Source organism: Stenotrophomonas sp., from assembly GCF_032056425.1.
Lineage (GTDB): Bacteria > Pseudomonadota > Gammaproteobacteria > Xanthomonadales > Xanthomonadaceae > Stenotrophomonas.
The window spans coordinates 20,504-32,989 of the sequence record NZ_DAMBCN010000001.1 but is presented as its reverse complement, the minus strand read 5'-3'; the positions used below and the strand labels follow the sequence as shown (position 1 = coordinate 32,989).

Below are 12,486 nucleotides of genomic sequence, written 5' to 3'. Positions count from 1 at the left end.
TGGTCAGCTCACAGCCGGCAGGCTGGAATCAGACCTGCATGGCCTTGGCGACTTCGGCGGCGTAGTCTTCCACCACCTTCTCGATGCCTTCGCCCACGATCAGCAGCTGGAAGCCTGCCACGTCGGCGCCGGCGGCCTTGACCACCTGCTCGACGGTGGTTTCGCCCAGCACGTAGGTCTGGCCGTACAGGGTCACTTCGCTGACGATCTTGTTGATCTTGCCGCTGATGATCTTTTCCAGGATGTCGGCCGGCTTGGACTTGTCCTTCTCGGACATCTTCGCCAGTTCGATTTCCTTTTCCTTCTCAACGAAGTCGGCCGGAACGTCGGCTGCCTTGTTGTGCGGCGGCTTCAGCGCAGCCACGTGCATGGCCAGGCCACGGGCCAGCTCGACGTCGCCGCCGATCAGATCGACCAGCACGCCGACCTTGCCGTTGGTGTGCACGTAGGCACCGATGTTGCCGGTGGTGTCGACCTTCACCAGGCGGCGGATCTGGATGTTTTCACCCAGGGTCTGCACGGCGGTGGCGCGGGCTTCTTCCACGGTGCGGCCATCGGCCAGCTTGGCGGCCTTCACGGCTTCGACGTCGGTGGCGCCGGCGGCCAGAGCGGCAGCAGCGACGGAGTCGACGAAGTTCTTGAAGTTGACGTCGTTGGCGACGAAGTCGGTTTCCGAGTTGACTTCAACCAGCACGGCCTTGCCACCGTCCTGGGCCAGGCCCAGACGACCTTCGGCAGCCACGCGGTCAGCCTTCTTGTCGGCCTTGGCAGCGCCCGACTTGCGCAGGGCTTCAGCAGCGGCGTCGATGTCGCCGCCGGCTTCGGTCAGCGCCTTCTTGCATTCCATCATGCCGGCGCCGGTGCGCTCGCGCAGTTCCTTGACCAGGGAAGCAGTGATTTCCACGGGATTTCCTCACGAAAGAAAGGGGTTGGGCCGGCATGGTGGCCGGCCCGTATGACACGGTCCTGTCACGCGCCCAGGGCTGCGCGCAGGGAGGGTGGACGCCGGGCGTCCACCCCGGGGGCCTGGATCAGGCCTGGGCGTCGTCGCCCTTCTTGCCAGCCTTCTTCGCCGGAGCGCGGCGGGCGGCCTTGTCTTCGCCTTCAGCAGCAGCGTCGGCGAACTCTTCTTCACGCACCGAAGCGGCGTGCGGAGCAGCAGCCTTGCCTTCCAGCACGGCGTCGGCAGCGGCGCGGGCGTACAGCTGCACAGCGCGGATGGCGTCGTCGTTGCCCGGGATGGCGTAGTCCACCAGTTCCGGGTTGTAGTTGGTGTCGACCACGGCGATGACCGGGATGCCCAGCTTCTTGGCTTCCTTGATCGCGATGTCTTCGTGGCCGATGTCGATCACGAAGATGGCGTCCGGCAGACGGTTCATGTCCTTGATGCCGCCCAGCGAGGCTTCCAGCTTGTCACGCTCGCGACGCAGGCCCAGCACTTCGTGCTTGACCAGCTTTTCGAAGGTGCCGTCGGTTTCGCCGGCTTCCAGTTCCTTCAGGCGGGCAACCGACTGCTTGACGGTACGGAAGTTGGTCAGGGTGCCGCCCAGCCAACGCTGGTTCATGAACGGCATGCCGCAACGCTCGGCTTCTTCACGGATGGTTTCGCGGGCGCTGCGCTTGGTGCCCAGGAACAGGACGGTGCCGCGCTTCTGGGCCACCGACGAGATGAAGTTCATCGCGTCGTTGAACAGCGGGACGGTCTTTTCCAGGTTGATGATGTGGATCTTGCCGCGGGCGCCGAAGATGTACGGAGCCATCTTGGGGTTCCAGTAGCGGGTCTGGTGGCCGAAGTGGACGCCGGCTTCCAGCATCTGACGCATGGTGACCTGGGGCATTGCAATACTCCTGATGGGGAACCTGCGCTTCCGCCCGCGGTAATAGTGTGCGGGACGCGTGGAAACGCGATGGGTTCCGGGGTTGGGCTTCCCTGTTGCCTCCGTGGCCGAACTCCTTGCGGAGCACCCCGGCACGGATGGGGGCAGCAGGTGTGGATTCACCGGTGACGTCCGGTGTGGACGGTGTTCCGCGCACGGGGCGGCAGAACATCAGGTCAATTATAGTCCGGGAAGGGCCGGTGGTGCAATGGCAGGGGCGGGCGCAATGACGCTCTCGCTGCCATCGGCCAGCCGGGCGCTGAACCCCCCGCCGGCATAGCCGCCGTCGCGCGGTGGCAGCGGCCAGCTGCGCCCGCTGCCGGCCAGTACGTAGCCGGCCAGCCCCTGCAGCAGGGCATGGTGGTGCCCCTGCGCGTCAACGAAGCAAAGGTCGGCCAGGCGGGCATGCACGTTGCCGCCATTGTAGAGGCGCAGCTGCGGCGGCTGCCCGGGCGTCGCCTGCAGGCTGGCCTGCAGGGGTTCTGGGCGGGCCGAGGCCGCCGGCTGCAGGAAAACGGGCAGCGAATGGCGCTCGGCGCGCCCCTGGGGCGCCACTGCCTGGGGTGTGATCAGCAGCCGGTAGGCGCGCTCGTCCCGATCCGGCGCAGGGCCCAGCCGCACGATCCGCAGCCGTTGCCGTTGGCCCGGGGCGATGCGCAGGCGCGCCGGGCTCACTGCGAGATCGTCAGCCGGATGCAGGGTGTCGCCTTGGCCGGGCTGGTTCCAGAGGTAGACGGTGGCATGCCCTGTCCACTCGGTGGATTCATCGTTGATCAGCCACAACGCGTCGCTGCTGTCAGCGGCCGGCAGTTCGACACCATGCCGTGACAGCTGCAGTGCCTGGGCCGGAACCGCCGGCAGCCCGCACAGCAGCGCCAGCAGCGCGGTCCGCCACATCATCAGTAGGTGATCGTGACCGGGTCCGGCGCCGCATCGCCTTCCTGCGGTGGCGGGCTGAGGGCCAGGATCTGCTCCACGCGTCCTGCGGCGGAGTCGCTGCGCTGAAGCGGCGGCAGCGCCCTGCCCGGCGCCCGAAGGAACAGGGTTACGGCAACACCCGCCTGCGCAGGGTGCGGATCGACGGCAGCTGTGTCGCCGGCCGCGGCAGCAAATGCGGGAAGGGCGGCACAGGCAAGGCAGATCAGGCGCGGGAGGGACATGGGTGGCACCAGGGCAATGCAGTCGATATCGGCCGCGCTGGCAGGGTCTGAAGCCCTTCGTGCCGTCTCAATAGGTGATGGTGACCGTAACGGTATCCGTATAGGCGCCTGGCGGCGTGGAGGTCCCTGCCGCGGGAGGCACCCGGCCATAGATGGTCAGGTCCTGCGCTGCACCGGTCCCCGTGCTGCTGACCGTTGTGCTGTTCAACACATTGCCCCAGCGCTGGGTGCGCGCCGCGTCGCGATACAACTCGTAGGGCAACAGAGCGCCGCTGCTGCCGACCCGCATTCGGCGGTTGCCGGCGCCATCGGCATGGGAGCCGTTGTCCAACCCAACCTGGAACGGGCTGCGGTTGACGCAGGTCAGGCTGAAGCGTGCGGTGCGGTCGATGTTGGAGGCGACTGCGCCGGTGTTTACGCCGAAATCCATGGGGGCCGTGACATAGGCGCCGCAGGCCGGGTTGACCGTTGCCGTGGCGGTCAGGGTCATGGCGGCTGGCTGCAGGTTGGAATTGCCGGTTACCGTCGGTGGCTGCAGCAGGCAGGTGGCCGGATAGGCTGGCGTGCCCAGCAGAGGCTCGTTGTAGGCGTACTGGAAGGTGGCGGCCAGGGCGCTGCTGAACGTGCCTGCCGACAGTACCTGGCTGGCGGGGTAGCGCCCATACAGCGTGAACGAAACGGTGCCCGAGCCCCCCAGCACGGGCACCGGGTACTGCATCTGGAACGTAGCCCACGCCGGGCTGCTTGCCGCGCCGCTGCCGATGACGGTGGTTCGGGCTGCATCGCGGTAGATCTGGTAGTTAAGCCGGTCGCCGAAGCTGTTGACCATGGTGCGCCAGGGGGAAATGGTGGTGCCGCCGCTGCCCGCGGGCAGCCCCAGGCAGAACGTGACGCGCGCGTTGGCAAGCAGGGCCACGGCGCCGGTGGTGCAGGTCACGCTGAATGTGGCGGAGGTGTCGACCAGTCCGTTGGATACCGGGCCGAAGGCCAGGGTCGGGCTGGACAGCGTGCAGGTGGTGGCCCCGCGCGCCGGCAACGCCAGCGTGGCAAGGCCACACAACAGCACCAGCAGCAGCACCCGGCTCACGGCGAAGGCTCCGGCTGGCAGCGCAGTGGCGGCGAGCGGCGCGAGGTGCTGGCCGGCATCTGCACCTGGCAGCGCCCGCGCTCGCTTTCGATCAGCAGCCGTGGCGGCTCGCCTGTGAATTCCACCCAGGCCTGGCCATCGTGGCCCACCACGGTCGGGGTGGCACCCGGGCCGCTGATCCGTGCGCCCAGTGGCAACGGCTGGCCCTGTTCGTCGAGCAGGGTCAGCATCGCGCCGCGGCTGTGCACCAGTCTGAAGTCCACCCGCATGCCGGCACCCTGGCGCGGCGTGGCGAAGGTTTCAACGCGCTCGGCGCGCATGTCCGCCGGAAGGTCGAGGGTGTCGATGCCCAATCGGTTGCGTTGCCAGGACAGCAGTGGGGTGACCAGCAGCAGCCCCTTGCGGTTGGTCACCCCCACCGGCCGGTTTTCCAGCGTGACCGGAATGCCGGGCCGGCCCGTGGAAACCACCGCGAAGGCGTCGGGTACCTCGCGGGCGGCAAAAACGCTACCCGCCATCCACACCAGGCTGCCACTGGCGTTGCCATAGGCGAAGGTCTGGCCGGCATCGCGGGACAGCCCGGCAGAGTAGCGGCCATGGCTGCCCAGCGCGCCGATTTCCGCCAGGCCGCCGTCGTCACGGGCCTGCAGGCGCCAGCCCGGGCCACTGCGGCTGCCATCGCCAGGTACGGGCCGCATTACTTCGGCACTGGCGCGGTCGACGTCGCCATTGCGCTGCACCGCCAGCGTGGCCTGCCGGTCCTCTCCCAGGCGGGTGCCCAGTGACAGGTAGAGGCTGCGGTTCTGCCGCTGGTCGATGTCCTGGGTGGCCGACAGGTAGGCATTCCAGCGCCCGAAGCTGCGCGACCAGAACAGGCTCAGGTAGCGCGTGCGGGTGTAGGGCAGTCCGGGGTCCGGCGCCGGTTGCGGTGCATCCAGTACCGGCAGCGCCTGGTCCAGCCTCAGGTAGCTCAGGCTCACCGTTCCAAGACGCTGCAGGTCCACGCCGAAGCTGGCCTGCTCGCTGACGCGCGGCGGCAGGCTGTCCTGCAGGCTGCCCAGATCGCGGTAGTCGCCGGCGGTGCGGCGGCTGGCCAGGTTGACGTTGAACCGGCGGTTGTTCCAGTTGTAGCCCCAGCCGTACTGTCGGCCCCGGCGCTGGCCATCCTGGCTCTCGCTCCAGTTGGCGCTGAGTACGCCGGCCCTGCCCAGCAGCCATGCCCCGCCCAGGCCCGCATTGAGGACGCCGCCACCACCCTCGGCATGCGCTTCCAGGGTGAACTGGTTGTTGATGCCGCGCCGCAGGGTGGCGCTGGCGACTGTGTCGCTGTCGTAGCGGAACGAGTGGACGCCGAAGTCGCGACGCAGGCGGCCGATCCCGGCGGACCAGTCGGACAGCCCGGCGGCCAGCAGCTGTTGAGTGCCGTAGAAGGAAAAATCCAGTGTCTGCATGCGGCCGAAGGCATCGGTGACCACCACCTGCGCGGTGCCGGTACCGCTGATGCCCGGCTGCGTCGCCAGCTGGAACGGGCCCACGGGAACCTGCCCGCCATACTGGCGCAGACCATCGACATACAGCTCGACGTTGGACGGAACCACCGCTTCACCCAGGAACGACGGCGTAGGGGTGAGGACCCGGTAGGGCTGCAGCCCGTAGTTGCGCCCGATCTGGATGCCGGCCATGCGTGCCGGGCGCGACCACTCCAGGAATCCGCTGTAGAAATCGCCCACGGTCAGGCTGAGGGCCTGGTCGGGAAGATCCAGCCGCCAGCTGGTGTCCAGCCGTACGGACTGGTGCTGCCAGCCTTCGCCGGGAAGCTGGTAGGTACGCATCAACCCGGTGCTGCGCAGGCTGCCGCGGCCGATGCCGAACAGGCGCAGGTCGGTATTGAGGTTCAGGTTGCCCAGGCCGTCACTGTGGCTGGCATACACGTCGTAGTTCAGTGCCATGCCGGCAGACGACTGCGCGGCCGGGGCAGCCTGTTCACTGCGGCCCAGCTGGGCGGTGGGCAGCTGCAGCAGCTGCAGCGGCACCTGCAGGTCCAGGATCTGCAGGCCGGCGTCGTAGTGCACGACGACACCGGCGATCTGGTCCAGGTACACCGGGCTCTCGCCCTGCACGGGAAAGCCGAGCTGGCGCAGGGTCGCCGCCGGTGCCTGCAGGCGTCCGCCCAGCTCGTCGAACCGCAGCAGCCCGCGCGGCGCCTGGTTCAGGGTGGTGTCCAGGTACAGCGCCTGGCTGGCGGTCAACGGGGTGGGGGGCGGCAGCAGCGCGTCGGCTGCCACGTCCATCGCCTCGGCACCTGCACCCCGCGCCAGGGCCAGCCCTGGGAGCGACGCCATGCTGCAGCAGGCCAGCACGCAGGCCTCAGCGAGCCGGCGGCGTGGCGGGCAATGGAATCGGCTCCGAGCCACCGTTGATCCTCGCGCTGAAGGTGCCGCCCTGCAGTTGCGCAGGCGGCTGCTGCAACGGCCAGCGCATGGTCTGGCCAGGCAGCACGTATCCCACCAGCCCGTCCATCAACGGGGTGCGGCGGTCGCCCACCACCAGGCCGAGATCGGCGATCTGGGCCTGCCCCTGGCCGCGGTTGCTCACCTCCAGCTGCGCCTGTGTGGTGCCGGTGCCCAGCAGCCGCGCCGACAGGAGCGGTTCGGGTGGTTTGCCCGCGGGCTGCACGACGACGGGTATCGAGTAGCGCAGCGCGAACTGCATGCCCTGTCGTGTGGGGTCGTAGGCGGGAATTTCATCGACGATCACCCGGTATGCCTGCTGCGTGGCGGGCGCACCGTCCTCCGCCCGTACCAGCCGCACCAGCTGGCGCTGTCCGGCCGCCAGGGCCTGCATCGGGGGGCTGGGCAGCAGCGCCTGGGTCGGCGTCAGCGTGTCCCGGCCGTCGACCTGTTGCCACTGGAAGACGCGCACCTGCACCTGCACCGTCTGCGTGCCGCTGTTGCTGATCCACAGGGCTTCGGCGTTCTGCTGCGGGCGCAGTTCGAACTGGGTGGGCGACACCTGCAGGCTGGCGGCCAGACAGGGGGCGGTGGGCAGGCTCAAGGCAATCCACGCCAGCGTGCGCAGCCAGCGGTCGGTACGCAGCACCATCAGCGCCACCTCAATAGGTGATCGTGGCGGTGATGGTGTCCTGGTACGCGCCGGGGGCGGCGTTGTTGGCGCTGGGGTTGGCCACCTGGCCGTAGACCTGGAAGACCTGGTTGGCGCCCGTGCCGGTGGCTGCCTGCGTGTTGGTTCCGGTGGTCGAGCCCCAGACAACGCTGTGGCCGGCGTCCTGGTACAGCTGGTAGCCGACGAAGTTGTTGGCCGTCACCCCGGTATCGGTGTTGCGCATGCGCCGGGTGGTCACGTCGGCCGCGGTTCCCGCATTGAGGCCGGCATTGAGCGCGATCGTGTAGGGGGTGGACACGCTGCACTGCGCGGTCAGTGTGCCCTGGGCGTTGAGCGGGGTGGTGGAACTGGCATCGGCAGCGCCGAAGTTGACGTTGGTCGCGGCGGCGGCGGTGATGGTGCAGGCCTTGTTGATCGTCAGCAGGACATTGAAGGTCGTGGTGTCGGCAGCCGATGCGGGGCCGGCCAGAAGCAGGGCCACGGCCCAGGCAAGAGGGGAACGGACTGCAGATCGCATGGACAACCTCCCTGACCCGAAGGTCTGTTGAACAGGACGGTGCGGCACGTTCTGAGCCGCTTTGATGACGGTCCGGTTCAGCCTAGGCGCGGTAAGTGTCTGTATTCAGTGATAAATCGGTCAGATAAAGCGTGGGTTGGGTCACGTTTTCACGGTCCTTGCCGGATCTGTGCATTGGCTGTGCCGCCAGTTGGGTGGCGTTCGTTCAGATTGCGGCTGGATCGGCGATAATGGGTGCCATGAGCGTGAATCTGAAAACCCCGCAGGAAATCGAGGCGATGCGCATCGCCGGCCGCCTGGCCAGCGAAGTGCTCGACATCGTCACCCCCCACGTCAAGCCCGGTGTCACCACCGAGGAGCTGGACCGCATCTGCCACGACCACATCGTGAACGTGCAGGGCGCCACGCCGGCCAACGTCGGCTACCGCGGCTTCCCCAAGAGCGTGTGCACCTCGGTCAACAATGTCATCTGTCACGGCATCCCCAGCGAAGGGAAGGTGCTGAAGGACGGCGACATCATCAACATCGACGTGACCGTCATCAAGGATGGCTGGCACGGCGATACCAGCCGCATGTACTTCGTCGGCACGCCGTCGGTGATGGCCCGCCGCCTGGTGGAAGCCACCTACGAAGCCATGTGGCGCGGCATCCGCGCGGTGCGTCCGGGCGCCACCCTGGGCGATATCGGCCATGCCATCCAGAGCTATGCCGAAGGCGAGCGTTTCAGCGTGGTGCGCGAGTACTGCGGCCATGGCATCGGCAAGGTCTACCACGATGAACCGCAGGTGGTGCATTACGGCCGGCCGGGCCAGGGCCTGGTGCTGCAGCCGGGCATGACCTTCACCATCGAACCGATGATCAACGAGGGCACCCGCTACAACAAGGTGCTGCCCGATGGCTGGACCGTGGTGACCAAGGACCGCAAGCTGTCGGCACAGTGGGAGCACATGATCGCCGTCACCGAGACCGGCGTGGACGTGCTGACCCTGTCGCCCGGCGAATCGCAGGTTTCCTGACCATGCTGCCGGCGGGTTCACTGCTGGACGCGCCGGCCGATTCGCTTGACGATCCCGAATGGGCGTCTGCCGCACGGCAGGCGCTGCAGCAGGCCGATGCGCGGCTGTACCGGCGCTTCGACCAGGGCGACAACATCGAGCGCCTGATCGCGTTGCGCGCACGTGCGGCCGATCATCTGATCCGCCTGGCCTGGCAGCGCTGCCTGCCGGCCGACAGCGGCCTGTCGCTCTTTGCAGTGGGCGGCTACGGGCGCGGCGAACTGTTCCCGCGCTCGGACATCGATCTGCTGGTGTTCGGTGAATCATCCGCGCAGATGGCGCATGAAGCGGCGCTGTCGCGGCTGTTCGCCCTGCTCTGGGATTGTGGCCTGGCGGTCAGCCACGCCGTGCGCTCGGCCGCACAGTGCCGCGAGGCGGCGGCCGACCAGACCGTGCTGACCGCGTTGATCGAAGCACGTCCGATCCTGGCCGACGACGGCGCGCGCCGCGCGCTGCGTGCGGCCGTGGACGATCGTGAGCTGTGGCCGGCGCGAGCCTTCTTCCTGGCCAAGCTGGAGGAGCTGCGGGGGCGCCACGAGCGCTTCGGCGACACCGCCGACAATCTGGAGCCGGACCTGAAGGATGGGCCTGGTGGCCTGCGCGATCTGAACACGCTGGGCTGGATGGCGCTGCGCGCGTTCGGCGTGCGCGACCTGGAAGCATTGGTCGGCCTGGGCCATCTGGGTGCCGACGAGGCCGCTGCGCTGAAGCGCGAACGTGCGGTGCTGGCGCGGCTGCGCTTCGGCCTGCACTTGGTGGCACGGCGCCCCGAAGAGCGCCTGCGCTTTGATTACCAGAAGACCCTGGCCGCGCGCCTGGGCTTCGAAGACGACGCCGAGAACCTGGGCGTCGAGAAGATGATGCAGGGCTTCTACCGCGCCGCATCGGTGGTGCGGCGTATCAGTGACCGCCTGCTGCAGCGCTTCGAGGAACAGTTCGATGGCGAAGCGCAGCCGGAACCGCTGACCGTTGGTTTTTCTCTGCGCCGCGGCTATCTGGCCGCCAACGAGGCCGACTGGCCGTGCGGCGATATCGGCCAGGTGTTCGCCCTGTTCGCCGGCTGGGCCAACAACCCGCAGGTGCGTGGCCTGCATTCGTTGACTGCGCGCGCGCTGGCCGAATCGCTGCCACTGCTGCCAGCCTACGACCAGGCCGACGCCGATGCGCGCGAACAGTTCATGGCGCTGCTGCGTGGGCAGCGGCCGGTCGATACGCTTTCGCGCATGGCCCGGCTGGGCGTGCTCGGCCAGTGGATTCCGGCCTTCGCCCAGGTCAGCGGCCGCATGCAGTTCGACCTGTTCCATGTCTATACCGTCGACCAGCACACGCTGATGGTCCTGCGCAATATCGGCCTGTTTGCCAGCAGCCGCGCCGATGAGCGTTTTTCCATCGCCCGCGAAGTGTGGCCGCGCCTGCGCAAGCCGGAGCTGCTGCTGTTGGCCGGCCTGTTCCATGACATCGCCAAAGGCCGCGGCGGCGACCATTCCGAACTGGGCGCGGTCGATGCGCGTGCGTTCTGCCATGCCCACGCGTTGAGCGGCAGCGATACCGAACTGGTGGCCTGGCTGGTGGAACAGCACCTGCGCATGTCGGTGACCGCGCAGAAACAGGACATCGCCGATCCGGTGGTGATCCATCGCTTCGCCACCCTGGTGGGCAGCCGCGACCGCCTGGACTATCTGTACCTGCTGACCTGCGCCGACATTGCCGGCACCAGCCCCAAGCTGTGGAACGCGTGGAAGGATCGGCTGCTGGCCGACCTCTACTTCGCCACCCGGCGCGCGCTGCGTGATGGCCTGGAGCACCCGATGCCGGCCGCCGAACGCGTGGCCGAAGCGCGTGACAGCGTGCGCGCACTGGTGCGCGAGCAGGGCTACGACGATGCCACCATCGATCGCCAGTTTGCGGTGATGCCCGATGAAGGCTTCATGCGCCTGCGCCCGGAACAGCTGGCCTGGCAGGCGGCAGCACTGGTGCCGATCAAGCAGGGCCACACCCTGGTGAAAGTGCGCCGGATCAGTGTCGATGACCCTGCGCTGGAAGTGTTCGTGCATTCACCCGACCGTGATGGCCTGTTCGCTGCCATCGTGATGACCCTGGACCGCAAGGGCTACGGCATCCACCGCGCGCGGGTGCTGGACGGTCCGTCCGACACCATCTTCGATACCTTCGAAGTGAGCCCGGCCGACACCTTTGCCGATGGCAGCAGCGCGAACCTGGAAGCAGCCCTGCGCGAGGCGCTGGGCGGCGATCTGGCACGCCTGCGGCCGTCGCGCCGGGCCGTGCCGCGGCAGCTGCGCCACTTCCGTTTCGCCCCGCGCATCGAGTTCCGCGACGAACCCGGTGCCACCCGTTTCGCTCTGGTTGCCCCCGACCGTCCCGGCCTGCTGGCCGACGTGGCGTTCGTGCTGCGCAACCAGGGCCTGCGTGTGCATGACGCACGCATTGCCACGTTCGGCGAACGCGCCGAAGACACCTTCGTGATCAGTGACGAGCACGACCTCCCCCTGACTGAACCTGCCCGGCAGCAGCTGCATGACGCGATGCTGGCCTGCCTGGACCCTGATCGAAACGCCGGAGACACCGCCTGATGGCCACCAAGCCCACCAAGAAGACCGCCGCCACCGCCAAGGGCGCAGCGCCGAAGAAAACCGCTGCGGCCGCGACGGCGGCCAAGAAGACTGCTGCACCGGCGAAGAAAGCGGCCGTGGTGAAAACGCCGGCGGCAAAGAAGCCGGCGGTGAAGAAGGCTCCGGCCAAGAGCGCCGAGGTTGCCCGCGCCGAAACCATCGCCCGCAAGTCGCTGCGCAAGCCGCAGGTGCCGGGCGTGGAAGAACTGAAGTTCGGCATCGAGAGCGCCTTCGAGCGCCGCGCCACGCTGACCCTGCACGAACTGGAAGGCTCGACCCGGCCGCTGGTCAACCGCGTGATCGATGGCCTGGAAACCGGTGAATTCCGCGTGGCCGAGCCCGACGGGCAGGGCGGCTGGAAGGTCAACGAGTGGCTGAAGAAGGCCGTGCTGCTGTACTTCCGAGTCAACGACATGGCCGTGGTCGATGCCCGCCCGGCGCCGTTCTGGGACAAGGTGGAATCGCGCTTTGCCGGCTATGACGAAGCGAAGTTCCGCCGCGCCGGCGTGCGCGTGGTGCCGGGTGCGATCGCCCGCCGTGGCACGTACTTCGGCAAGGACGTGGTGCTGATGCCGAGCTTCACCAACATCGGCGCCTACGTGGGCGAAGGCACCATGGTCGACACCTGGGCCACGGTGGGCTCCTGCGCGCAGATCGGCCAGCACTGCCACCTGTCTGGCGGTGCCGGTATCGGCGGCGTGCTGGAACCGCTGCAGGCCAGCCCGACCATCATCGAAGACCACTGCTTCATCGGTGCGCGTTCGGAAGTGGTGGAAGGCGTGGTGGTCGGCCACCACAGCGTGATCGGCATGGGCGTGTTCCTCAGCCAGAGCACCCGCATCTACAACCGCGCCACCGGCGAGATCAGCTACGGCTACATTCCGCCGTACAGCGTGGTGGTGTCCGGTTCGCTGCCCAGCAAGGACGGCACCCACTCGCTGTACTGCGCGGTGATCGTCAAGCAGGTCGATGCCAAGACCCGCAGCAAGACCAGCGTGAACGACCTGCTGCGCGGCCTGGCCGACTGAGCGGGGCGC

At 68.0% G+C, this 12,486-nt stretch carries 11 protein-coding genes; 3 read left to right on the top strand and 8 right to left on the bottom strand.

What is annotated here, in order from left to right; all coding sequences use genetic code 11:
* Window positions 1-28: 28 nt before the first annotated feature.
* The 8 genes from tsf to RTY46_RS00105 all read right to left on the bottom strand — a co-directional run bounded on the left by tsf (window position 29) and on the right by RTY46_RS00105 (window position 7,764).
* Window positions 29-904: a translation elongation factor Ts gene (gene tsf, locus RTY46_RS00140; protein ID WP_108749068.1), complete on the bottom strand. Its 876-nt coding sequence runs from the start codon at window positions 902-904 to the stop codon at window positions 29-31.
* A gap of 127 nt (window positions 905-1,031) precedes the next feature.
* On the bottom strand, window positions 1,032-1,838 hold the full coding sequence (gene rpsB / locus RTY46_RS00135; RefSeq protein WP_312706101.1) for a 30S ribosomal protein S2: 807 nt from the start codon (window positions 1,836-1,838) through the stop codon (window positions 1,032-1,034).
* 219 nt (window positions 1,839-2,057) lie between these two features.
* Window positions 2,058-2,777 carry a fimbria/pilus periplasmic chaperone gene (locus RTY46_RS00130; protein WP_312706100.1) on the bottom strand — a complete coding sequence of 240 codons (720 nt, stop codon included), beginning with the start codon at window positions 2,775-2,777 and terminating at the stop codon, window positions 2,058-2,060.
* Window positions 2,777-3,037, bottom strand: a complete 261-nt coding sequence (locus RTY46_RS00125) for a hypothetical protein (protein ID WP_312706099.1) — start codon at window positions 3,035-3,037, stop codon at window positions 2,777-2,779. The genes RTY46_RS00130 and RTY46_RS00125 overlap by 1 nt, the downstream gene beginning before the upstream one ends.
* Window positions 3,038-3,104: 67 nt before the next feature.
* The gene (locus RTY46_RS00120) at window positions 3,105-4,124 is read right to left on the bottom strand and encodes a spore coat U domain-containing protein (RefSeq protein ID WP_312706098.1); all 1,020 of its coding nucleotides are present in this window, start codon (window positions 4,122-4,124) and stop codon (window positions 3,105-3,107) included.
* Complete coding sequence (locus RTY46_RS00115; protein WP_312706097.1) at window positions 4,121-6,466, bottom strand: fimbria/pilus outer membrane usher protein; 2,346 nt, start codon at window positions 6,464-6,466, stop codon at window positions 4,121-4,123. The genes RTY46_RS00120 and RTY46_RS00115 overlap by 4 nt, the downstream gene beginning before the upstream one ends.
* Before the next feature lie 25 nt (window positions 6,467-6,491).
* Window positions 6,492-7,226, bottom strand: a complete 735-nt coding sequence (locus RTY46_RS00110) for a molecular chaperone (RefSeq protein ID WP_312706096.1) — start codon at window positions 7,224-7,226, stop codon at window positions 6,492-6,494.
* Window positions 7,227-7,236: 10 nt separating this feature from the next.
* Window positions 7,237-7,764 (bottom strand): spore coat U domain-containing protein, encoded by a 528-nt coding sequence (locus RTY46_RS00105; protein ID WP_312706095.1) that lies wholly within the window; start codon window positions 7,762-7,764, stop codon window positions 7,237-7,239.
* 230 nt (window positions 7,765-7,994) lie between these two features.
* On the opposite strand from RTY46_RS00105, the gene map reads away from it, so the two are divergent.
* The 3 genes from map to dapD are packed head-to-tail and all read left to right on the top strand — an operon-like array spanning window position 7,995 to window position 12,477.
* Window positions 7,995-8,780 (top strand): type I methionyl aminopeptidase, encoded by a 786-nt coding sequence (gene map / locus RTY46_RS00100; RefSeq protein ID WP_079221260.1) that lies wholly within the window; start codon window positions 7,995-7,997, stop codon window positions 8,778-8,780.
* A 2-nt stretch (window positions 8,781-8,782) separates the two neighbouring features.
* On the top strand, window positions 8,783-11,410 hold the full coding sequence (locus RTY46_RS00095; protein WP_312706094.1) for a [protein-PII] uridylyltransferase: 2,628 nt from the start codon (window positions 8,783-8,785) through the stop codon (window positions 11,408-11,410).
* Entirely contained in the window at window positions 11,410-12,477 is a 1,068-nt protein-coding gene (gene dapD, locus RTY46_RS00090) for a 2,3,4,5-tetrahydropyridine-2,6-dicarboxylate N-succinyltransferase (protein WP_312706093.1), read from the top strand. Before RTY46_RS00095 ends, dapD begins: the two co-directional genes overlap by 1 nt.
* Window positions 12,478-12,486 lie beyond the last annotated feature (9 nt).

What these genes read in the sequence shown, in the direction of transcription:
- rpsB (WP_312706101.1), bottom strand. Translation starts at nt 1,838, where the DNA reads ATGCCCCAGGTCACCATGCGTCAGATGCTGGAAGCCGGCGTCCACTTC.
- RTY46_RS00130 (WP_312706100.1), bottom strand. Translation starts at nt 2,777, where the DNA reads ATGATGTGGCGGACCGCGCTGCTGGCGCTGCTGTGCGGGCTGCCGGCG.
- RTY46_RS00125 (WP_312706099.1), bottom strand. Translation starts at nt 3,037, where the DNA reads ATGTCCCTCCCGCGCCTGATCTGCCTTGCCTGTGCCGCCCTTCCCGCA.
- RTY46_RS00115 (WP_312706097.1), bottom strand. Translation starts at nt 6,466, where the DNA reads ATGGCGTCGCTCCCAGGGCTGGCCCTGGCGCGGGGTGCAGGTGCCGAG.
- RTY46_RS00110 (WP_312706096.1), bottom strand. Translation starts at nt 7,226, where the DNA reads ATGGTGCTGCGTACCGACCGCTGGCTGCGCACGCTGGCGTGGATTGCC.
- RTY46_RS00105 (WP_312706095.1), bottom strand. Translation starts at nt 7,764, where the DNA reads ATGCGATCTGCAGTCCGTTCCCCTCTTGCCTGGGCCGTGGCCCTGCTT.
- map (WP_079221260.1), top strand. Translation starts at nt 7,995, where the DNA reads ATGGGTGCCATGAGCGTGAATCTGAAAACCCCGCAGGAAATCGAGGCG.
- RTY46_RS00095 (WP_312706094.1), top strand. Translation starts at nt 8,783, where the DNA reads ATGCTGCCGGCGGGTTCACTGCTGGACGCGCCGGCCGATTCGCTTGAC.
- dapD (WP_312706093.1), top strand. Translation starts at nt 11,410, where the DNA reads ATGGCCACCAAGCCCACCAAGAAGACCGCCGCCACCGCCAAGGGCGCA.